General features: G+C 68.9%; 19 protein-coding genes and 1 pseudogene. 9 read left to right on the forward strand and 11 right to left on the reverse strand.

What is annotated here, in order from left to right; all coding sequences use genetic code 11:
* Positions 1-300: 300 nt before the first annotated feature.
* Positions 301-465 carry a hypothetical protein gene (locus tag FE633_RS47050; protein ID WP_171059843.1) on the forward strand — a complete coding sequence of 55 codons (165 nt, stop codon included), beginning with the start codon at positions 301-303 and terminating at the stop codon, positions 463-465.
* Between the two features lie 352 nt (positions 466-817).
* Positions 818-1,216 carry a DUF5994 family protein gene (locus tag FE633_RS07190; RefSeq protein ID WP_138044245.1) on the forward strand — a complete coding sequence of 133 codons (399 nt, stop codon included), beginning with the start codon at positions 818-820 and terminating at the stop codon, positions 1,214-1,216.
* Positions 1,217-1,281: 65 nt separating this feature from the next.
* Here the strand turns inward: FE633_RS07190 and FE633_RS07195 are convergent, their stop codons facing one another.
* Both FE633_RS07195 and FE633_RS07200 read right to left on the reverse strand, forming a co-directional pair.
* Positions 1,282-1,806 carry a DUF5994 family protein gene (locus FE633_RS07195; RefSeq protein WP_138044246.1) on the reverse strand — a complete coding sequence of 175 codons (525 nt, stop codon included), beginning with the start codon at positions 1,804-1,806 and terminating at the stop codon, positions 1,282-1,284.
* A 218-nt stretch (positions 1,807-2,024) separates the two neighbouring features.
* Positions 2,025-3,293 (reverse strand): ATP-binding protein, encoded by a 1,269-nt coding sequence (locus tag FE633_RS07200; RefSeq protein ID WP_138044247.1) that lies wholly within the window; start codon positions 3,291-3,293, stop codon positions 2,025-2,027.
* Positions 3,294-3,658: 365 nt separating this feature from the next.
* On the opposite strand from FE633_RS07200, the gene FE633_RS07210 reads away from it, so the two are divergent.
* Positions 3,659-4,069 (forward strand): ParB N-terminal domain-containing protein, encoded by a 411-nt coding sequence (locus FE633_RS07210; protein ID WP_138044248.1) that lies wholly within the window; start codon positions 3,659-3,661, stop codon positions 4,067-4,069.
* Between the two features lie 115 nt (positions 4,070-4,184).
* Here FE633_RS07210 and FE633_RS07215 read toward each other — a convergent pair whose 3' ends face one another.
* On the reverse strand, positions 4,185-5,528 hold the full coding sequence (locus FE633_RS07215) for a helix-turn-helix domain-containing protein (RefSeq protein WP_138044249.1): 1,344 nt from the start codon (positions 5,526-5,528) through the stop codon (positions 4,185-4,187).
* Positions 5,529-5,742: 214 nt separating this feature from the next.
* Here FE633_RS07215 and FE633_RS07220 point away from each other — a divergent pair, with 214 nt between their 5' ends.
* Complete coding sequence (locus FE633_RS07220; protein WP_138044250.1) at positions 5,743-6,468, forward strand: DUF4232 domain-containing protein; 726 nt, start codon at positions 5,743-5,745, stop codon at positions 6,466-6,468.
* Positions 6,469-6,574: 106 nt separating this feature from the next.
* Complete coding sequence (locus FE633_RS49700; RefSeq protein WP_138044330.1) at positions 6,575-6,649, forward strand: 50S ribosomal protein bL37; 75 nt, start codon at positions 6,575-6,577, stop codon at positions 6,647-6,649.
* A gap of 141 nt (positions 6,650-6,790) precedes the next feature.
* Here FE633_RS49700 and FE633_RS49440 read toward each other — a convergent pair whose 3' ends face one another.
* Positions 6,791-7,345 (reverse strand): peptidoglycan-binding protein, encoded by a 555-nt coding sequence (locus tag FE633_RS49440; RefSeq protein ID WP_342791159.1) that lies wholly within the window; start codon positions 7,343-7,345, stop codon positions 6,791-6,793.
* A gap of 456 nt (positions 7,346-7,801) precedes the next feature.
* The gene (locus FE633_RS07235) at positions 7,802-8,008 is read right to left on the reverse strand and encodes a hypothetical protein (RefSeq protein WP_212747176.1); all 207 of its coding nucleotides are present in this window, start codon (positions 8,006-8,008) and stop codon (positions 7,802-7,804) included.
* Positions 8,009-8,066: 58 nt separating this feature from the next.
* On the opposite strand from FE633_RS07235, the gene FE633_RS49160 reads away from it, so the two are divergent.
* Positions 8,067-8,189, forward strand: coding sequence for a hypothetical protein (locus FE633_RS49160; RefSeq protein ID WP_281291137.1), 123 nt, complete (start codon positions 8,067-8,069; stop codon positions 8,187-8,189).
* Positions 8,190-8,393: 204 nt separating this feature from the next.
* On the opposite strand, the pseudogene FE633_RS47720 reads toward FE633_RS49160, so the two are convergent.
* Positions 8,394-8,735: pseudogene (locus FE633_RS47720) on the reverse strand (transposase); the annotation flags it as partial.
* Between the two features lie 899 nt (positions 8,736-9,634).
* Complete coding sequence (locus FE633_RS07245; protein WP_171059844.1) at positions 9,635-10,480, reverse strand: DUF4394 domain-containing protein; 846 nt, start codon at positions 10,478-10,480, stop codon at positions 9,635-9,637.
* Positions 10,481-10,845: 365 nt separating this feature from the next.
* On the opposite strand from FE633_RS07245, the gene FE633_RS07250 reads away from it, so the two are divergent.
* Positions 10,846-12,099, forward strand: coding sequence for a PucR family transcriptional regulator (locus FE633_RS07250; protein WP_171059845.1), 1,254 nt, complete (start codon positions 10,846-10,848; stop codon positions 12,097-12,099).
* 124 nt (positions 12,100-12,223) lie between these two features.
* Here FE633_RS07250 and FE633_RS07260 read toward each other — a convergent pair whose 3' ends face one another.
* From FE633_RS07260 to FE633_RS07275, 4 genes are all read right to left on the reverse strand, one after another.
* Positions 12,224-12,529 (reverse strand): DUF4365 domain-containing protein, encoded by a 306-nt coding sequence (locus FE633_RS07260; protein WP_246113476.1) that lies wholly within the window; start codon positions 12,527-12,529, stop codon positions 12,224-12,226.
* 850 nt (positions 12,530-13,379) lie between these two features.
* Positions 13,380-14,147 carry an amino acid ABC transporter ATP-binding protein gene (locus tag FE633_RS07265; protein ID WP_281291140.1) on the reverse strand — a complete coding sequence of 256 codons (768 nt, stop codon included), beginning with the start codon at positions 14,145-14,147 and terminating at the stop codon, positions 13,380-13,382.
* An 85-nt stretch (positions 14,148-14,232) separates the two neighbouring features.
* Complete coding sequence (locus FE633_RS07270) at positions 14,233-15,078, reverse strand: amino acid ABC transporter permease (protein WP_138044254.1); 846 nt, start codon at positions 15,076-15,078, stop codon at positions 14,233-14,235.
* A gap of 31 nt (positions 15,079-15,109) precedes the next feature.
* Complete coding sequence (locus FE633_RS07275) at positions 15,110-15,982, reverse strand: ABC transporter substrate-binding protein (RefSeq protein WP_138044255.1); 873 nt, start codon at positions 15,980-15,982, stop codon at positions 15,110-15,112.
* A gap of 183 nt (positions 15,983-16,165) precedes the next feature.
* On the opposite strand from FE633_RS07275, the gene FE633_RS07280 reads away from it, so the two are divergent.
* Positions 16,166-17,782 (forward strand): gamma-glutamyltransferase family protein, encoded by a 1,617-nt coding sequence (locus tag FE633_RS07280; protein WP_138044256.1) that lies wholly within the window; start codon positions 16,166-16,168, stop codon positions 17,780-17,782.
* Between the two features lie 50 nt (positions 17,783-17,832).
* Positions 17,833-18,546, forward strand: coding sequence for a TetR/AcrR family transcriptional regulator (locus FE633_RS07285; protein ID WP_138044257.1), 714 nt, complete (start codon positions 17,833-17,835; stop codon positions 18,544-18,546).
* Positions 18,547-18,665 lie beyond the last annotated feature (119 nt).

Below are 18,665 nucleotides of genomic sequence, written 5' to 3' on the forward strand. Positions count from 1 at the left end.
GGGGCCCGACGGACCTTTGCGAGGCGCCGGGTTACCGCAGAGAACACGGGCTGAGCGGGGGAAGTCATGGCGCGCGAGCCGGTGTTCGCCCTTGGCGCCCGGCTGGCACGTCATGCCGTAATGCGGGGAGGTCGCTTCCTCCTGCTCGGCGGGCAGGACGTCGTCTGCCCGCGCCCTTTCGGGACAGGCAGGAGTACGGTGGAGGGCGCGAGGACCTTTCGTATGCCGGTACTCAGGTCGGCCTCGTCCTCGCGGTTCCACGACACCGGGTGCTTCCGTGCTCGAGGCAGGTTCCGCCCCATGACCGCCGAAGTCCTCCCCTCCGGCGATCTCGAAGCCACGGACAAGCGCCTGCACCTGCGGCACCTGCCCCTGGATCCCTCGTGCTCCTGGCGCTCGTTCCGGCCCCCGCCCGAAACCAGCGGGCTGCCGACGGATCGTAGGCATCCGAACCACACCACCTGACCGCGCCCCTCCGCAGCACGCACGCCACCCGCCTGTGCCCAGGAGCAGCCGTGACCCCGGCCGCACCACCCGCACCGAGGTCAAGGAGTTCCTCATGCCGCTCAGTCCCACCAAGTCCACGGCCAGACCCCCTTCAACGGCTGTCCCGACGAACGCCGTCCAGCCGTCGCGCTCGCCGTGGCCGGGTCGATGAGTTTCCAGGGGTGACGTCATCGGCCGGCTGTTCCGCAACGACCGCGCGCCTGCCGACAGATACGCGCCCGATCGGCTCGCCGACCGCTACATCCGCGCCATCGCCCGCGCCTTCCCAGGCGCTGTGCTGCTCACGTTCGCCCTGCCGACAGGAACCCTCATGACCACAGCACTGCAAGCCCCACTTCCCTCCCACCCCCTCCTCCGCCTGCGTCTCGCACCCCACAGCGGCATACCGCGCCGCCTCGACGGTGCCTGGTGGCCCCGCTCCTACGAGCTGCTCGAAGAACTCCCGCGGCTGCTCGCCGGGTTGCCGCAGGCGTGGGGACAGATCAGCAGCGTCACGGTCAACGGGGCGACATGGTCCGCAACCCCCGGCCGGATGCTCGCCTTCAACCAGGTCGTACGACTGCGCCGAACCACCGCGGCATCCGCCCCGCACACGGTCTGCCTGCTCGCATCCGGCCAGGGGCGCTGGGACCTGTTGGTCGTACCGCCCGACACTCCGGAGGACACAGCCGAGCCGCTCATGGCCGCCGCCGCAGGCGACGACATCTGATCGTCCTCACTGACCTGCGAGCTGCTCATGCTCGGTCGAGAAGGAGCACCACAGGGCAGCTACGATCACGCCCTCCCGCACTCCTCCTCGTGACGCTGATCCTGTGCCCGGCGGACGGCCGTCGGGCCGTCGTGGAGGGCTTTCTCCGCCGTCATGAGCGCGGTCACGTTCATAGGAAGGCCGGAGCTCTCGCTCGCGGCGGCCATCAGCCGGGCGGCGGCCGGGGCGCTGGTCTCCGGCGGTATCACCAGCAGGTCCCAGCGGCCGGCGGTGTGGGACAGCAGCATGATCTTGTGCGGGTCCAGCTCTCGTGCGAACCAATCGACCTTCACCACATGGCCGTTGACAAGCACCTTGCGCGGGATGACCGGCCAGTACCGAGGATTGACGGCGACCCGGGTGATCCGTCCCCACAGTGGATCCAGCACTTCGGCCAGGGCGGAGAGTTCGCCCGGCAGGTCCCGCGAGCGGGGCCACCAAGCGCCGTCCAGACTCCGTGCGGACGCGCTCATGGGCTTCAGTGCGAGGCGGGTGGTCGGAACCCTGAAGGGGACCATCCGCAGCGGGGTGTGGTCGGTGATCGCGGACATCGCGCGAACCCGTCTCGGAACCGCCGCCTCAGTGGGCCCGGCCCGGTGTCGTCCCTCGCCGAGAACGACACCAACGTGGAGGCCGGTGTGCGAAATGCTCTCGACGACCCCACGCTACTCCTCCGGGAGGTCGAACGGACTCCGGCGGGGCAGAGACCGTATCAGCCCTTGTCCGTCCGCCCGCGGACCGTACGGTTGCCACATACGCACGTCCGACCCTAGAGACGGGCGAACGTCTCGGTCTGGTCGGCGAACTCCCGGGCCATGGCGCTGCTGACCGTCGGCTGGGTATCGCGGATCGTGGCCAGGTAGGCGTCCGTGGTGGGGCGGGCCCGGGTTCCGGTGTCGAAGGTGCGCTCGAAATGGACCTGGGAGACAGTACGAGCCACGTGGGCGATGTCGGCGGGTGTGAACCCCTCGGTGGCGGACGCGAGTGCCACGCTGTCGGCCTGGGCGCCCGCTCGTGCCAGGTAGCTCTCCCACAGCGCGGTCCTGGCGCTGTGGTCGGGAGGGCCGATGGGCAGCACGTAGTCGAAGCGGCCGTGTCGCAGGAAGGCCGAGTCGAGCGTGGTCACGTTGTTCGTGGCGCAGACGAGCAGCCGCCCGTCCTGGCTCCGGAACCGGACGATCGCCTTGAGCACTTCGTTCACGACACCCACGGCGGTCGCGTCCGCGCCGCTGCGTTCGCCGGCGACCTCCTCGACCTCGTCGATGAAGACCAGGACGTGGTCGAGCCGGGCGATCTCGTCGAAGCGTCGGCTCAGCCCGGACGCCAGCCCGTATTCGGCGGCGAGACGTGCGGGGAACAGTTCGAGAAAGGGCCACCCCAGCCGGCTCGCCAGCGCGTGCGCGAACGTGCTCTTGCCGGTGCCGGGCGGACCGAACAACATCACGGCCCTCGGGAGCTCCACTCCGTGCTGGGCGGCCAGCTCGGGGTGAGCCAAGGGCAGGACCAGGCGGCGCTCGATGATCTGCTTCTCCCTTTGCATGCCCGCGACTTTCTGCCACAGCCCGCCGGGTTGCAGCTCCGCGCCGAGCGAGGACAGTGTGCTGACCGCCTGAGGAGTCACCGAACCGCGCTTTTCGAAGAAGACCAGGCCGGAGCGGACGCCGAAGTCGCAGTTGCGCAGAGCGGCGGCACCGGTCTCGTCCTCGGGCAGGACCGCGTGCACCGCACGGACGCCACCGGCGAAGAGCCGGTGCTCGATGGCTGTGATGAGGGCACTGCCCAGCCCCCGACGTCGCCAGGCGGGCGCCATGCAGATGCGAAGGATCCACGCCCTGTCGCCCTCCACTCTGCTCACCGCGGCTCCGACCACCACGTCATTCGCCATGGCCACCACGGCTGGATGAGGGGCTTGGAGGGCCGCCACGACGTCCGAGAGCGGGAAGAGAGGCGGCTCTTCGGTCGTGCCGCTCTCCGTGTCGACGCGGACCACCGCCTCGAGATCGTCCTGGGAGTAGTCCCTGACAAGCCAACCCGTCATGATCAGCTCCGCGTGCTCGGCCGTACTCCCATCATCAGCCTCAGCAAGCGGTGCGACGACCGGACCGCCATCACCGGCGCTTTGCCCCCGGAGCGGGCCACCCGGGGCGGTTGAGTCGTCCCCGGACAATCACACCCGTCTCGCGGCCGGTCTCGTTACGGCGTGCCGGTGAGGTTGCCCATCCGGTACAGCTGCCGCGAGGTCAGCGGGCCGGTGGGCAGCGGGTGGGCGGCTTCGGTGCGCAGGCCGTCGAGCATGAAGGCGACGCCGCGGCGCCAGGCGTCGGGGGCGGTGTCCTTGGCGGCGCGGGTCAGCAGGGAGTTGAATGCGCGCGGCGGCGGCGTGGAAGCGAAAGGCCAGATGTCATGGATTCCTGGAAAACGCTTCGTGATCTGGATTCCGAGGAGCGGTGTAAAGATTATGGTGACGCTCTGAATGTGCTGGAGGAGGAATACCTCGCAACGGAGGATCTCGCATGCTGGCGCTCAGAGGTCGTAACGGTCGCCGAGATAGATCGATATCAGGTGATCGACGATCCAGATGATCACTCCGGGTGGCTGAAGGTCAAAGAACTGAGTGCGGCGTTGCGTCGAGATGCCTTGCTGCCACCGGTCGTACTGGCGCATACGACGCCTGACGAGCGCGGTTCCTATGGGCTGCTCGACGGCCGGCATCGCTTCAATGCCGCACTCCTGGAGAGCAGGCCCTTGATTCGTGCTTGGGTAGCGCACATCGGTTGTTGCGGCGGGCCGGATGCTGACCGGGAAGGTCGCTAGGCGACAGTGGCTGATGGGCCTTTGCTTACCCACCGGCCCACCGGCCCACCGGCCCACCGGTCTGGACCCGCGCCGGATGCCTTCTGTGGTGTCGATCCCCGGGGACCGGACCAACTCAGCCGGGAATGTTGGGATCCCACTCGTCCCGCCCCCACTCGGAGTCACCCAGCGGATAGTTGTACGCGGGCCGCCCCACGTTCCCACTCGTCCGGAAGGGCTTGCCGTTGTCGTCGACACGTACGGTGCCCTGTTTGTCGCCACTGGACCAGTCCAGCTCCAAGTACCAGCTCACATGGTGCGCCCGCGCGTCCGCGAAGACGTAGAAGACCTCGGGATCGGACTCGCTCACCTTGTACGGGAAGTCGCGCTGCCCGGCCTTGGGGGAGGTCGCGGGCCGCCCGGCATCGAGGTTCACACCGAACGACGTCGTCTCCACGCCACCACCGCATCCGACGCCCATCGCGAAGTCGTTCCAGGCGAGCGGCGCGCTCTTCTCCACCACCCGCACGTGCAGGTCTTCCAGGACGACGGTGGCCTTCCCGGTGCCCTGCACGGTCAGCGCGAGCATCTGCTGCCCGCCGGCGACGCCGCCGAGCGCGGTGACCCACCCGCGAGCGTCCGGCTCACCCGGCGGCGGAGGCACCTGCTCGGGCTTCCGGTCGACCAGGTAGTGCTGGCTGCACGGCCCCTCCCACTTGTACGGATTGACGGCGACGGTGGGCGCGGAGGCCCCGTCCTCGGAACCACCGCCTGGAGCCGCTCCGGCCCCACCGCGCCGCGAGGCGGAGGCGGAAGCGGAGGCGGAAGCCGGAGAACTGGCGCTGCGCGAGGCGGACGGCGAGGCCGACTTGCCCTTGGCGTCGGTCGACTCGGAGGCGCCTGGACTTTCATCGACGGACTCGGAGGCGGAGGCGGCCCCCACGGACTGCCTCCCGCCCTGGCCGTCATCGCTCTTGCCGGGCACAAGGTTCACCACGATCGCGGCCGACATGACGGCGGCGGCCACCGCGGCACCGGCGAAGATGACGGTACGCCGCCGCCGCGCCACGGGAGCCTCCGCCAGGTTCCCCCGCTCGACCTCGACCTCGACCTCGGCAACGGCTTCGGCTGCCGCGTCGGACCCCGCTGCTGCCCGGGATCCCGCCGCCGCTCCGGTCACGGCCTCCGCCGCTGCCTGCGCCTGCGGCTCCTCCTCAGCTGAGGCCCCGCCCGCCTTCTGCCCCCGCAGGGCATCCACGAGAACCCACCGCCGGTGCAGTTCCACCAGTTCCTCGGGCGTCGCCTTGCATACCCGCGCGAACCGTTCCACGGGCGCGTAGTCCGTCGGTACGGCGCCCCCGTTGACGTACCGGTGAAGCGTGGACGCACTCGTGTGCAGCCGCTTCCCGAGCACCCCGTAACTGAGCCCGGACCGCTCCTTCAACTGGCCCAACAGCTCCGAGAACTCGTCCCCCGCCACCGTTCCTCCATCCCCTCACGTCCCGTCCCCCCATTCCAGGGAGGGGTCATTCCCCCAGGTCAGAGCTACTGCAAGCGTTCCAGCGTTCCGGATGTCCTGGCAGTCGTTGCGGCCGGGACGGATCGCCGCACAAGCTCGGACCATCCAAGCACGCCGCTCCCGGCACCCGGTCGAGCGGCCCGTGCCAACACCCGTACCGCACCAGGGGGATCACATGTCCGCACGGACCCACCGCACCCGCATGCTCGGCGCTGCCGCGATCACGGTCGCCACGCTGACGCTGGCGGCGTGCAACAACGGCGAGGGCGTCCGCGACGAGGGAGCGTCTGCGGGATCCACGTCCACGTCGTCGCCCACGGCGGACGGGGGAACGTCCACGGGGGCGGGCCAAGCCCGCCCCGCCGACTCGGCCTCCAAGGGCTCAGCCTCCAAGGGCCGGACAGGCGGCGCAGCCGGTTCAAGCGGCACGACAGGCTCCTCGGGCTCCTCGGGCACGACGGGCTCCTCGGGCTCGAACGACTCGGCGTCCGTCCACACCGCCTGCTCCAGCACCTCCACCCGGATGACCGCCACCGTGGTCTCCCGCCCCCTGAACCACCTCCTCCTCACCGTCACCAACACCGGCTCGAAGAACTGCGACCTCACCGACTACCCGGCCGTCCAATTCGACGAGGCCCAGTCCGTCCCGCCGGCCTTCGAGGACTCCAAGCCGCAGGCGGTGGTCACGCTGGCCCCTGGCGAGTCGGGCTATGCGAGCGTCCGTCTCGCGGCCGCGGACGGCAGCGGCTCCAACGGCTTCACGGCCAAGTCCCTCACGGTCTACGTCGGCAAGGGCGCGAGCGCCGCGCATCCGTCGCTCCCCGCAAAGGGCGTGTACGTCGATGACTCGATCGGAGTCTCGTACTGGCAATCGACGATGGCCGACGCCCTCACCTGGTGACGCACCGGCCCGCTAAGGCCGGCCGCGGCACGGCTGATGCGGACATCCCGGGCCGAATCTAGACTGGCGAAGGCATGGAAAGTCCCGACTTAGGGAGATGTGCATCATGTCCAAGCGAGGGAGCAAGCGGCGCGGCCGTAAGAAGAAGAAGGCCAATCACGGCAAGCGTCCCAACGCCTGAGCCAACCGAGCAGACGGCCGAGAGGTCCTGCGTCTTCGCCGCCCGGCATGTGCTCCGGTGCCACGCTCAAAGACACCATGGTCCGTGCCGGGCAGTCCTCGGAGAAGGTGGCGCTGATTCCTCTCAACGCACGTCGTGGTTTCAGGAGAACAGCAGGCGCCAGGTCAGCGGTCCGGGGTTGCCGTCGGCGTCGCCGCGCAGTTCCTTCCGTGACTTCTGGAAGTCCCGCACGTTCAGCCGGTCCGCCTCGCCCCAGGTCCTGCTCGGTCCGACCTTGTAGTGGTCGCCGAAGCCGCGCTTCACCAACTGCTTGCCGAGCTGCAGGACGTACGCGTTCGAGGCCCCGGCCACGAAGTACTTGCGCCCCGGGAACGCGGGGACCTTCGGCTTGGCCGGTGTGGTCGTCTCCGGGGTGTCGTCGCCCACGTCCAGGTCGGCCTTCGCGTACTTGATGATCCTGGCGAAGTCGATCGCGCCGGGGTCGCCATGGACGTTCTCGGGCACGTGCATGTGCCCGCAGACGCCCTCGAAGTCCGTCCATCGCGCGCCCGTCAGCCGCTGGCCGCCGCCGTTCCCGTACGACGTGGGGTAGGCGGGCCACGTCTTCGGGCCGGACAGCGGTACGCCGTGTTCCTCGTGCATCCAGGCCAGGAAGCGGGCGATGCCCTGCAGTGCCCAGTCGGGCGATCCGGCCAAGAGACGTGCGCGTGGCCTGCGGCCTTCCACTTCCCGTGGGTCTTCGGGTCGCAGGTGCCGACCAGCTCGACCTGGCACACGTTCATGGTGTTCGTCTCGACGCCGCCGCGCAGATTGACCAACGCTCTGGAGGAGGTCTCTATGTCGAAGTGCTGGTACCACTTCAGTTTCTTGGCGGCGAGGTCGGGGACCGCCGTCAGGTTCGGTGCGGAGGAGCCGCCGCCGTAGCCGGGGAGGGTGGGACCCTCCGTGGTGTGCAGGACGACCACGTTGACCTGCATCGGGTCACCGCCGAAGTCGTCCTGGTGCCAGTTCGCCCGGCTTGCGCCGGGATATCTCTGTGGGCCCGTCTTGGTGCTCATCTTGGTGCTCATCACAGACTCCTGAAGTGAGTGTGTCCTCGCTCGGTTCGGCGAGAAGGGAAGAAGGAGAAGGGAAGAACGAGAAGAAGGGAGGTCAGTGCCCCTGTCCCAGGACGGAACGGCCGCGCCGGGCGGGGCCCGCGGGCGGGGCCATGGGGCCCGCCGCGCGCAGATGCCGGGCCAGGCGCGCCGGGTCGGCATCGTCACGACCCGCCAGCTCGCGGGCGAGCGCGGCGTGCCGAAGCTGTCGGGAGGACGGGGTCTGGGTGCTCAGCACCACGTCGCGGGGCAGCTCGGGCAACCGGTAGCGGCCGGTGCCGGCCGCGCCGGGGTCCGCGTCCCAGACCAGGATGCGAGCGGTGTTCGTCGACGAATGGCTCCACTCGCCGGGCTGGTACCAGAACGTCGGGAAGGAGCTCCCGGAAGGCGGGGACTGGACCTTCCTGGCCAGAGCGCTTCAGGCCGCCACTGTCTATGAGTGAAGTGTTCGCGTCGAACGGTCAGGCTGCGTGGAGCCAGTCGCGGTAGGCGTGTGCGAGGTCGTCGTCTCGGCGGATTCCTCGTTCGAGGGTGGAGATGGTGGCCGGCCAAACCTCGAAGTGCCGGGCGGCCGCGGTGAGCGTGATGTTCTTGGACTGGCGCAGAGGCCGCAGGTCAGCGATGCCGGGGACGGCGACGGTGGTGGTCAGGCAGCGGAACATCTCCCGGGCGATGGCTCGCTTCAGGAGCCGGATGATCTCCTTCTTCGTCCGGCCGGCGGCGGTCTGTCGTGCCACGTATTCGCGGGTGCGTGAGTCGCTGGACATACGGACCAGGGCGATGCGGTAGAGGGCGGCGTTGGCTGCCCGGTCGCCGCCTCGTGAGAGGTGGTGCCGGTTTGTCCGGCCGCTGGAGGCGGGGACCGGTGCGGCGCCGCAGGGGGCGGCAAAGGAAGCTTCGCTCCGCATGCGTTCGGGGTTGCCGCCAGCGGTGACCAGGAGCTGGGCCGCGGTGTCGGGGCCGACTCCGTGGGCGGCCCGCAGGCCGGGTCCATGGACGCCTCTCGCGGTGCGGCAACGTGCATCCTCGGTGCCGTCAAAGGCTGCCGTCAGGCCTCTCCACAGACATTGACCGAGGGGTTGCACCTGAACCAGCACTATGGCGCTTGGACATTGGAGGGCCACGTGACGGTCGCCCAAATAGGGAGTGAGGGCTCCGCTCAGTCGCCGTCGCCGGCACGACGAGCCTTAGCGAACGCTCCACCCCGGATCTGAAGCGCCGCACCAAGCACGACGAGTCCCAGAGCTACGGTGGAAAGAACCATCGCCGCTCCGGACGAGACTCCGAGGAGTTTGGGTCCTCCGTCCAAAACGAAGCCGGCGCCCATCGCCATCCAGCCCCAACCGGCCCTCGGTGCCTGCGCAGACGCCGTAGTTCCCCGGCTGTTTACGGTCAACACGCCCAGAACTACGAGAAAGCAGCCGGAACCCAACATGATCCACGCGGACATGGCACCCTCCGAGGGGAGGCTACTGCACGGGCGGAGCGGAGAAATCGGCTGGTCGGATAGTGACTGTTGTACTTGAGGCCACACGTCGGTTCAGGCAGGAACGACAACGCTCCCGTGGAGCGCGCCACTGTACGAACGACCTTGACGCCCTGAGCCGCGTCTGCTCGGCTCTGGCCGGGTCGATGGCAGACGGGCTGGCAGCTCCCCGCGCACGCCACTACCGGCCGGCACTCGCGAACGGTGGTTGTCCCCTGATCCGGGCAGGTTCGCGAGGCCGGCGGCCGTCGCGGCGTGGTCGAGGCCATGTGCCAGGTGTGCTGTCCAGGGCAGCCCGAGCAGGAATGGCCGCGACAGGGTGTGCCCGAAGGACCACGTTTCGGGCTCGCCGCAGCCCGGGAGCAGCCGGGCTGCGGCGAGTAAATGACCTGCGGGAGGGGCTCAGCTCCCGGTAAGGGAGATGGCCAGGTCCGTGATGTTCAGGGGGAACTTGGACCTGAGGGCGTCGGACACGAGCGTGGCCTCGCCGGTGAAGACGTTGATGCTGTAGAGGGAGGGCCTGTCGGCGCCGGAGGCGGTGAGAGTGGCGAAGGCGGCGTTGCTGACCGTCTTGCCGCCCGACAGGGTGCTGAAGATGTCCATGCCGGCGTTGATCTGCGCGTCGATGCCGAGGCTGCCGGTCGGCGCCAGCGTGCCGTTGTTGGCCGGGGACTGGATGACGACCTGGTCGCTGGTCGTGTTGATGTCGAACAGCGTGGTCCCGGTGGCCCCATTGAGGTCGTTGTTCGTGTAGGCGGCGGCGGAGACGCCCTTGGTCGTGCCCTCGATCGGCGGGGTGGTGAGGTTCAGGTCCTGGATGGTCGTGTGGTCGTTGAGGTTGTGCCGCAGGTTCTGGCCGTTGTCGCTGATCACGCGCAGCCGGTCCGCGGCCGGGTTGAAGTCGACGCCGAAGTTCGTGCCGGTCAGCGTGTACTGGAGCTGGGACACCTTGGTGATCTCGACGTCCGCGGTGGCCGGCGGGGTCTTGATCGTGTAGATGCCGCCCTTGTTGCCGACGCCGTACATCAGGCCGTTCTGCACCCGGAAGTCGATGCCGATCAGAGCCGTGTCGCCACTGAGCCCGATGACGTCCCTGACCCAGTCGAGCACGTTCGGCCGGTCGGTGGTGAACGTGGCCATCTGGGTGCCGTCACCTGTGATCCCGAACGCGCGCAGGCTGGGAGTGGCGGCGGGAGCGGCCGAGCCACTGCCCGGCGCGCTCAGCATGAGCGCTGTCGACGTGGCCATGACCGCTACCGCCGCCGCGATTCTCTTTCTCGTTCCTGCTTTCATCGGTGTTTCCCTCCCGTTTGAACAAGCACCATTGAGTGGCGCGCAGATGAGAGATTCCCGTACCGATTCCCGCGCTGATCCGGAGTGGTGGCCGGAATGATTGCTGTGGTGTTCCCCCACGGGCTGGTACGCGGTTCCCATTAAGGCCAGTTCACAGTGTCTCCACAAGTGGAACAGGCGATGGGAATGCCCCGATCCAGGGATTTTGCGCACTGTGACAAAGTGCCCCAGACGCGGTCGTCTCCGATGTGCGCAGAGTGATAAATGCCGTCCGGATTTCCCCTGTCGGCTGCTTCGACCGGAATGGCATGCTCGCGCCCATGGGGAGCTTCTTCGCCGAGTTGGCCCGGCAGGCGTCGGCCAACGCGCGCAGGGAGGTCGAGGCGTACGCGCGCGAGATTCCGGAGTTCGGATTCCTGGACACGAACTCCCAGGCGCGGGCCGAGACACTGGAGTACGCGTTGTGGTTGCGGCGCCGTACGGTCGAACTGTCCCCGGACAACAGCGAATTGAGCGACGACGACCTCGGCTACATCGCGGCGATCGGAGAGTTGCGGGCCGCAGCGGGGATGTCGCTGGATGCACGGCAGCGGGTCCTGCGGCTGCACACCTCACTCATGCTGCGCGAGATCAACGAAGCGACCGAAGCTCAGCGCGGCGTCGGCGTCGACGAACTCATGCGGATGATGAGCTGGTTCGCCCCGCAGGGAGAACGCGGTATCCGTGCCTACAGTCAGGGATTCGTGACGGCGCTGCGACACCGTCTGCCGTACGTCGAGCAGGCCGCCCTGCTGGCCAGGTCGTTGCTGAACGGAGACCCCATATCGGCGGAACTCGCTTCTGCACTGGGCATGGAACTGCCCGAGCGCTGCGCAGTGACGGTGATCCGGGTGCCGGACCGTCCCGTCGGCGATCGCGACCTGGAAAGCGAGATCGAGGCGCTGGTGAAAACGCACCACGCGCCGATCACGTGGTGCCCGGGCAGTGGAAGCAGGAGCGGTGAGGTGATTGCCCTGATTCCCTTGCATCCCCCCACGCCCCAGGCGTCTCTGGGGCCCAGTACAGCCGAGACCGTACAGCCGCACTCCGTACCCGACCTCTTGCCCGACCTCGTATCCGATCTCGTACGGGACTTCGCCCAGGCTCTCGGTCGCCCCTGCGCCGCCGGCACCGCCACCTCACCACTGTCCGAGGTTGCCGACGCCCTCGACCTGGCCCGGCGGATCAGCAGGGCGGCGCCGCTGCGACGGGCGTCCGCTCGGCTGCGGCCGCACACCGTGTCGGACGTGTTCGTCGAACTCGCCGTTGCAGACGCGCCGTTCGTCGACGAATGGCTCCACGCCGTGGGCCGGAGCCTGCAGCCCGGTCCGGACCTTCTTGTCACGCTTGACGCGTACTATCGCCACGACATGCACCGCGGCGCCACGGCGGCAGCCCTCAACGTCCACCCCCGCACCCTGGACTATCGCCTTCGCCGGGTGCGGGAGCTCACCGGCATCGATCCCGGCTCGACGCGCGGCGTGCGCATTTTCAGCTCGGTAGTCACGCGGCGCCTGTCGGAAGCGTGGCACTGAACCGGGCGATCATCCAGAGCCGAGATGCGTGCCGAGACGGGCAGCTGGAGGGTACGTGGTCCTCGTTGGCGCGTCGGCCGCCGCCATGAGGCACCGCACCGCAGCTGAACCACGAAAGCACAGGTCAGACAGTATGATGCCCCGCAAGCGCCGCCGTCAGGTGGCGACGCTCCGGGCTTATGTGGAAGCACTCGGTGGTCGGCTGCGCGTGGTCGCGGATGCCCCGGCGCCAACTCTCGCCACCCTTCACCTGCACCTTGATGGTGTCACTCGTGAGATCTCCGTCGCCGGTGAAGGTGACATAGAAGTCCTCGCCGAAGTCGTTCTGCCCGGGTATCTCTTGGACGATGTGATCGTGCTCTTCGAGCAGAGCGCGCAGCGCGTTCACGGCGGCCTGCGCCACGCGCCGTCCTTTCGGGATCTTCGGCATGCCATCTCTCCGGGAGGTTTCTCATCTGCCCCTGGCTCCGGGGCTGGTGTCGTTCCCCGGCACTCTGCCGCATGCCTCTGACATCCGGCCTCCGGACGGTGAAGTGCGAAAGAGAGAGCACCGTCGGCCTTGACGTCACTGTCCGGAAGGCTCAGGAACAGGCAGCCCGGATGACCGCCGAGAAGCGTTCGGAGTGAATCTGGCACGCGGCGAGTGATCGCCGAGGACAGCAGAAAGGCCCAGGTCTCTGACCTGGGCTTCTTCGTGGAGCGGGTGACGAGAATCGAACTCGCGCTCTCAGCTTGGGAAGCGACGGTGCTCGCACCGGCCCTACGCCTTTGACCAGCGCAGATGCCCTCTCCTTGGACGGCCGCGAGGGCCGGGGTCGCACCGCTGTTGACCGTAGTTGTCCGGTCTTACGGGCACGGGTTGGGCACGGCGTCGGCTCGCGCCGGTCGTCAGCGCCGTCTCTCCCGTGGAGAGGTGCCTCGGATACGTCTCCGTAAGACGCGCACGGGCGACATCGCATGCGCGATCAGTTGGCGCGGTGCCGGCACAACACTTTCGGGCGGAAGTGGTGGGAAGCGCGGGCCACACGGATCGATGGCGTCCCGGTCGTGACCCGGTCGTGGTGTAGCCGATCACGATCTGTCGCCTCCGGTCTGGACCCAGCGAGCGTGGCCCGCCTTGGGCGGCCCGGTAGTTGTCGCCGGTCCCGGCTCGGTGTGCCCAAACAGGGCCACCGGCAAGGGCGACCAGGGTCGCGACCTGGCCGTTCCGCTTGCTTGATCGGCTACACCACGTGGCGTGGCGGGATGCGACCCGGGCTCCGTGTCGGCGCCGCGAGTGCTCAGCCGCCCTCGTTGATACGGCGTAGGAAGGCGCGTGTGCGTTCGTGGGCGGGGTCGGTCATGAGCTTCTCGGGAGGGCCTTCCTCCAGGACGGCCCCCTGGTCGAGCATGACCAGCCGATCCGCGGCCGAGCGGGCGAAGCCCATCTCGTGTGTGACGACGATCATCGTCATGCCGTCGTCGACGAGCTCCTTCATCACGGCGATGACCTCGCCGACCATCTCCGGGTCGAGGGCGCTCGTCGGTTCGTCGAAGAGCATCAACGCCGGCTTCATGGCGAGGGCGCGGGCGATGGCGACGCGCTGCTGCTGGCCGCCGGACAGTGCCGACGGCCGCGACGACGCCTTGTGTCCGAGGCCTACCCTCGCCAGGAGCGCCTGCGCCAGCTCCCTGGCCTCGGCTTTCGGCACGCCGAGGACCTTCGTCGGCGCGACGGCCACGTTGTCGAGTGCGGTCAGGTGGGGAAAGAGGTTGAAGCGTTGGAAGACGAAACCAATGTTGCGGCGGCGTTCGGCCACCACCTTCGGCCGCTCCTCCACAGGCCGATCGGAGCCGGACGGCCGCGGCCGGTAGCCGACCGAGCGGCCGTGGATGAGGATCTCGCCCCCATCGATGCGTTCCAGGTGGTTGAGACATCGGAGGAACGTGGTCTTGCCGGACCCGGACGGCCCCACCATGACCACGACCTCGCGGGCCCGGACGTCCATGGAGATGCCGTTCAGCACCCGGACGTCGCCGAAGCGCTTGACCACCCCGCGTGCCGACATCACCGCCGATGCGTCGGCCGGCCCGGCGGGTGTCCCAGCCCCGTGACCCCCTTGTTCCCCGGCCTGCCTCGTGATCGGTTCCATGTCAGTGGGCCTCCTTGCCTACCAGCGTGGCGTCCTCGCGGCCGGTGGTGCGGCCCAGGCCGCCACCGGTGAACCGCTCCCGCAGCGAGGGTGCGGCGATCACCTGTCCGGGATCCGCGAGTTTGCGCTCGATGAACCGCTGGACGAACGACCACACCGTCGTCAACGCGAGGTAATAGCAGGCGGCGACGAGGAAGATCTCGAAGGTCTTGAAGGTCGCCGAGTTGATCGACTGCGCGGTCAGGAACATCTCCTGGAGGCCGATGACCGACAGGAGGGAGGTCGACTTCATCATCAGGTTGAACTCGTTGCCCAGCGGCGGAACGATGATCCGTATCGCCTGCGGCAGCAGCACGACCCGCATGGCCATCGCCGGGGTCATGCCCAGCGCCTGCGCCGCCTCCGCCTGCCCGGGATCGATGGCGTCGAGGGCCGCGCGGAAGATCTCGGCCATGTACGCGGCCTCGTTCACGGCGAGCGTCAGTGTGGCCGCCTGCACGACGCCGAGGAGGACGAGCCCGCCGACCTGGACGTCGCCGAAGCGGTAGATGCCCGCCGCAGCGAGGCCGTTGTAGACGAGGACGAGCTGGACGAGCAGGGGCGTACCGCGGATCAGCCAGACATAGGTCCGGCCGCCCCAGCGCAGCGGGGAGAAGCGGCTGCGCTGGGCCAGGGCGACGGCGAACCCGAGGAGCACACCGAGCAGTTGGGCGACGACCGAGATGTAGACGGTGCGCCAGAGTCCGTCGAGGAACGTCCCGGAGGGCGAGAACAGGTAGTGCCAGAAGAACGGCCAGTCGAAGCCGGCCGGCTGCCCTGCGTCGGCGAGCACGGTTGCGTGGGTCACGTGGTCTTCTCTCTGCGCGCCTGCCCCGGAATCAGTTGGCGATGTCGTCGCCGGTCAGGTGCCACTTCTTGAGGATCGTGTCGTACGCGCCGCTCTTGCGTACCGCGGCCAGCGCCTGGACGAGCGCCTCGTGCAGGGACGTGTCGTCCTTGCGGGTCGCGGCTCCCACCTTGATGCGATTGAACGGTTCGCCGGCGAGGCTGAAGGTACCCGGCTGCTGCTTCAGCACATACGCGGCGGTCTCCAGCGTCGTGCCGTAGGCGTCCACCAGTCCGAGACGCAGTTGCTGAAGGGCGTCGCTGTCCTTGGTGAACTGCCGGATGTCGATCTTCGCCTTCCCGCCCGCCGTGCACTTCTTGGACTGGTCGGTGAGGTATTGGACGACAGTGGTGCCTGTCTGCCCGGCCGCCTTCTTGCCGCACAGGTCGCCCGCGCCCTTGATGGCCTTGGCGTTCTTCTCGGCCACGACGAAGGTGTTGGAGGCGTACATGTACGGGACGAAGTCGACGACCTTCTTCCGCTCCGGCTTGATGTAGAGCTGGCTGATGATCGCGTCACACTGTTTGGCCTGCAGCGCCGGGATGATCCCGTTGAAGCTGGTGTTGGCCCAGTTCGCCTTGACCCCGAGCTCGGCGGCCAGCGCGTTCCCGAGTTCGACTTCGGCTCCCACAGGCTTCTGCGCGGCGTCGTAGAACGTCAGCGGCGGCGCGCTGATGTCCGAACAGTAGGTGATCTGACCGTCCTTCACGAGCGCGCCCGCGGGCAGCTTGACCGACGCAGCCGTGGCGGCGGCGTCGGTGCCGCCGGAGTTCCCGGCGCATCCGGTGAGGGCCATGGCGGCCGCGGCGGTGGTGCCGGTCAGTACGGATACCGACCGGCGGGAGAAGGAGAGCGACCTGGCCATTTTCGAACCCCTTTGCGAGTTCGCGCTGTTGCGCGGCGCTGTAAGTCAATGTCATAGTCGATAGCATTGACTATGGAGGGAAGCTAGGCCCGTCGCTCTCGGACTGTCAAGAAGTCCCTTGTAACGCGGCGGTTAAGGAGGCCGCACCGCAGGCGGCCGCCGACGCACTCCGGAAAGGGAACGATGTCCGCATTCACCGAACGTCCGCTCGCCGCGAGGGGCAGGGAATGGGCCGTCGCGACGCCCCACGCCGCGGCCAGCGACGTGGCGGCCGAGGTGCTGCGCGGGGGCGGCAACGCGGTCGACGCGGCGCTCGCCGCCGCTGCCATGCTGACGGTCGTGTACCCCAACCAGTGCTCTGTCGGCGGCGACCTGCTGGCACTGGTGGGCACCCGGGATGGCGACATCCGCTTCGTCAACGCCAGCGGCCGGGCCCCCCGCGCGGTCGACGTACTGCCGTTGACGGCGGCGTACGACGTGATGCCGGTCTTCGGCGCCCTGCCGGTAACGGTTCCCGGCGCGGTCGCCGGATGGGGCACTCTCGCCGAGATCTGGGGCACCCGTCCGCTCGCCTCGGCGCTCGCGCCCGCCGAGGCCGCCGCCCGTGAGGGGGTGGCCGTGGCCTCCGGACTGGCCAACGATCTCGCACGGGAGAGCAGCCACCTGGCGCGGGATCCCGGTATGCGGGGGGTGTTCTTCGCCGACGGCGAGGTCCTCACCGCCGGACAGACGCTGCGCCAGCCCCACCTCGCCCGCTCCCTGGACCTGATCGGCTCCGAAGGCCCCGCCGCGATGTACGGCGGCGAGGTGGGCGCGAGCCTGGTGAAGCTGCTCGCCGCGGGGGGCTCCGCGATGACCGAGGAGGATTTCGCCGTACACACCGTGGAGCTCTCGCAGGCGCTCGCCGTGGAGTACGACGGTGTCGAGTACCTGTCGGCCGGTGCGAACTCGCAGGGCCTCTTCTTCCTCCAGGGTCTCAAGGCACTCGACGTGGCCCGCACCGTCCGCGGGCCGCTCGACCCGCTGGGCCGCGACGCCGGCGTGGTCGCCTCCGTACTGGCATGGACCGCCGGCGACCGCGACCGCTACTGCGCCGACCCGGACTGGAGCAGCGCCCCTGTCGACCACCTGCTGTCCGACACATACGCGCGGCGCGTCGCCGAGCACGCGATGTCGGGCACGGCGGTCGACCTGCTCGCACAGCGCAAGGCGTCCGGTGACACCGTCGCGGTGGTGGTGGCCGACGCGGACGGCACCTGGGTCTCCCTGATCCAGAGCGTCTTCCACAGCTTCGGCGCCGCCGTGCTCGACCCCGGCACCGGGATCGTCCTGCACAACCGGGGTGCCTCGTTCTCCCTCGACCTCGCCTCGCCCAACGGGCTGGCCGGAGGGAAGCGGCCGATGCACACGCTCATGCCGGTTCTGGTCCGCGAAGGGGGTGAACTCGTCGGCGCGCACGGCGCCATGGGGGGACGTGCGCAACCCCAGGTGCACACCCACCTGGCCCTGCATCTCGCCGCCGGTTCCTCTCCCGAACACGCCGTGTCGGTGCCACGCTGGGTTCTCGGAGCCATGGAGGCAGGGGTGACGACCGGCGCGGGCGTCGTCAGCACCGAGCGGGACGTTCCTCCCGCCGGCGTCCACGCGATCGAGGAGGCGGGCTTCACCGTCCGGTCGCTCGGCGCGAACGACGACGGGGTGGGCCACGGGCAAATCATCCGGCGGCCCCCCGGGGACGGCCGACCGCACCTGGCGGCGGCCACCGATCCGCGCGCGGACGGTTCGGCGGTGGCCGGCTGACGCCGTGGCCGGTGCGCGATCATGGGAGGGATCGACATGGGGAAGGAAGCATGACCAAAAGCGGTACCAGGACGACCAAGAGGGCGGACCGGAGCCGGCTGCCGCGAGGCACCCTGAGCCAGGAGCTGATCGTCCAGGCGGCGTTCCGGGTCGCGGACTCCTCCGGTATGGAGAAGCTGACGTTCCAGGCCCTCGGCCGTGAGCTGTCCGCCCATCCGACGGCGATCTACCGGCACTTCCGCAACAAGGACGAACTGCTGCTGGCACTCATCGACGCCCTGCACGAGGAGGCACTGGCCAGCACCCCGCCGCCCACGGACGACTGGGCCCACGACCTCATGGAGATCGCGATCCATACCCATGAGGCGTTTCTCCGCCATCCCCGGGTGGGGGCCCTGGCAGCCGCGCGCACCGCCCGGCGGGAGAACGAATTCCGGTCCGTGGAGCGCAAACTGGACTGCATGCGCCGGGCCGGCCTCGACGACGCCGAAGCCGCCCGCTACTACCGGGTCTTCGCCGACCTGGTGCTGGCCTACAGCGCCATGGACGCGAGTCTGGCCGCGCTGTCCCCGGAGCTCCGGGACGCCGACCTGCGCGCCTGGAAGACGGACTACCTCACGCTGCCGCCCGACAAATACCCCAACATCGCGCGGGTCGCACCACGGTTCGTGGGTCTGGACGACCCCCAGAACTTCGTGACGGCCGTCCAGGCGGTAATCGACACGGTCCGGGCGAAGACGGAGCGCGAGGCCCGCCATACCTGAGCCGCGGTGCGCCGGTCCTCAAGACGCGGACACGACGCTCACGGTCGCCCACCGCTGGGGTGGTCGTGTGGGTCGGATTGCACCGCTGTTGACCGTGGTTTTCCGTCCTTACGGGCACG

Source organism: Streptomyces montanus (assembly GCF_005786655.1).
Classification (GTDB): Bacteria; Actinomycetota; Actinomycetes; order Streptomycetales; family Streptomycetaceae; genus Streptomyces; species Streptomyces sporangiiformans.

Coding starts and splice junctions, on each gene's coding strand:
- FE633_RS07190 (WP_138044245.1), top strand. CDS start 818: ATGACCACAGCACTGCAAGCCCCACTTCCCTCCCACCCCCTCCTCCGC.
- FE633_RS07260 (WP_246113476.1), bottom strand. CDS start 12,529: ATGCCGAAGATCCCGAAAGGACGGCGCGTGGCGCAGGCCGCCGTGAAC.
- FE633_RS07285 (WP_138044257.1), top strand. CDS start 17,833: ATGACCAAAAGCGGTACCAGGACGACCAAGAGGGCGGACCGGAGCCGG.
- FE633_RS07250 (WP_171059845.1), top strand. CDS start 10,846: ATGGGGAGCTTCTTCGCCGAGTTGGCCCGGCAGGCGTCGGCCAACGCG.
- FE633_RS07275 (WP_138044255.1), bottom strand. CDS start 15,982: ATGGCCAGGTCGCTCTCCTTCTCCCGCCGGTCGGTATCCGTACTGACC.
- FE633_RS07200 (WP_138044247.1), bottom strand. CDS start 3,293: ATGACGGGTTGGCTTGTCAGGGACTACTCCCAGGACGATCTCGAGGCG.
- FE633_RS07210 (WP_138044248.1), top strand. CDS start 3,659: ATGGATTCCTGGAAAACGCTTCGTGATCTGGATTCCGAGGAGCGGTGT.
- FE633_RS47050 (WP_171059843.1), top strand. CDS start 301: ATGACCGCCGAAGTCCTCCCCTCCGGCGATCTCGAAGCCACGGACAAG.
- FE633_RS07245 (WP_171059844.1), bottom strand. CDS start 10,480: ATGGCCACGTCGACAGCGCTCATGCTGAGCGCGCCGGGCAGTGGCTCG.
- FE633_RS07220 (WP_138044250.1), top strand. CDS start 5,743: ATGTCCGCACGGACCCACCGCACCCGCATGCTCGGCGCTGCCGCGATC.
- FE633_RS07195 (WP_138044246.1), bottom strand. CDS start 1,806: ATGTCCGCGATCACCGACCACACCCCGCTGCGGATGGTCCCCTTCAGG.
- FE633_RS07280 (WP_138044256.1), top strand. CDS start 16,166: ATGTCCGCATTCACCGAACGTCCGCTCGCCGCGAGGGGCAGGGAATGG.
- FE633_RS07265 (WP_281291140.1), bottom strand. CDS start 14,147: ATGTCGGCACGCGGGGTGGTCAAGCGCTTCGGCGACGTCCGGGTGCTG.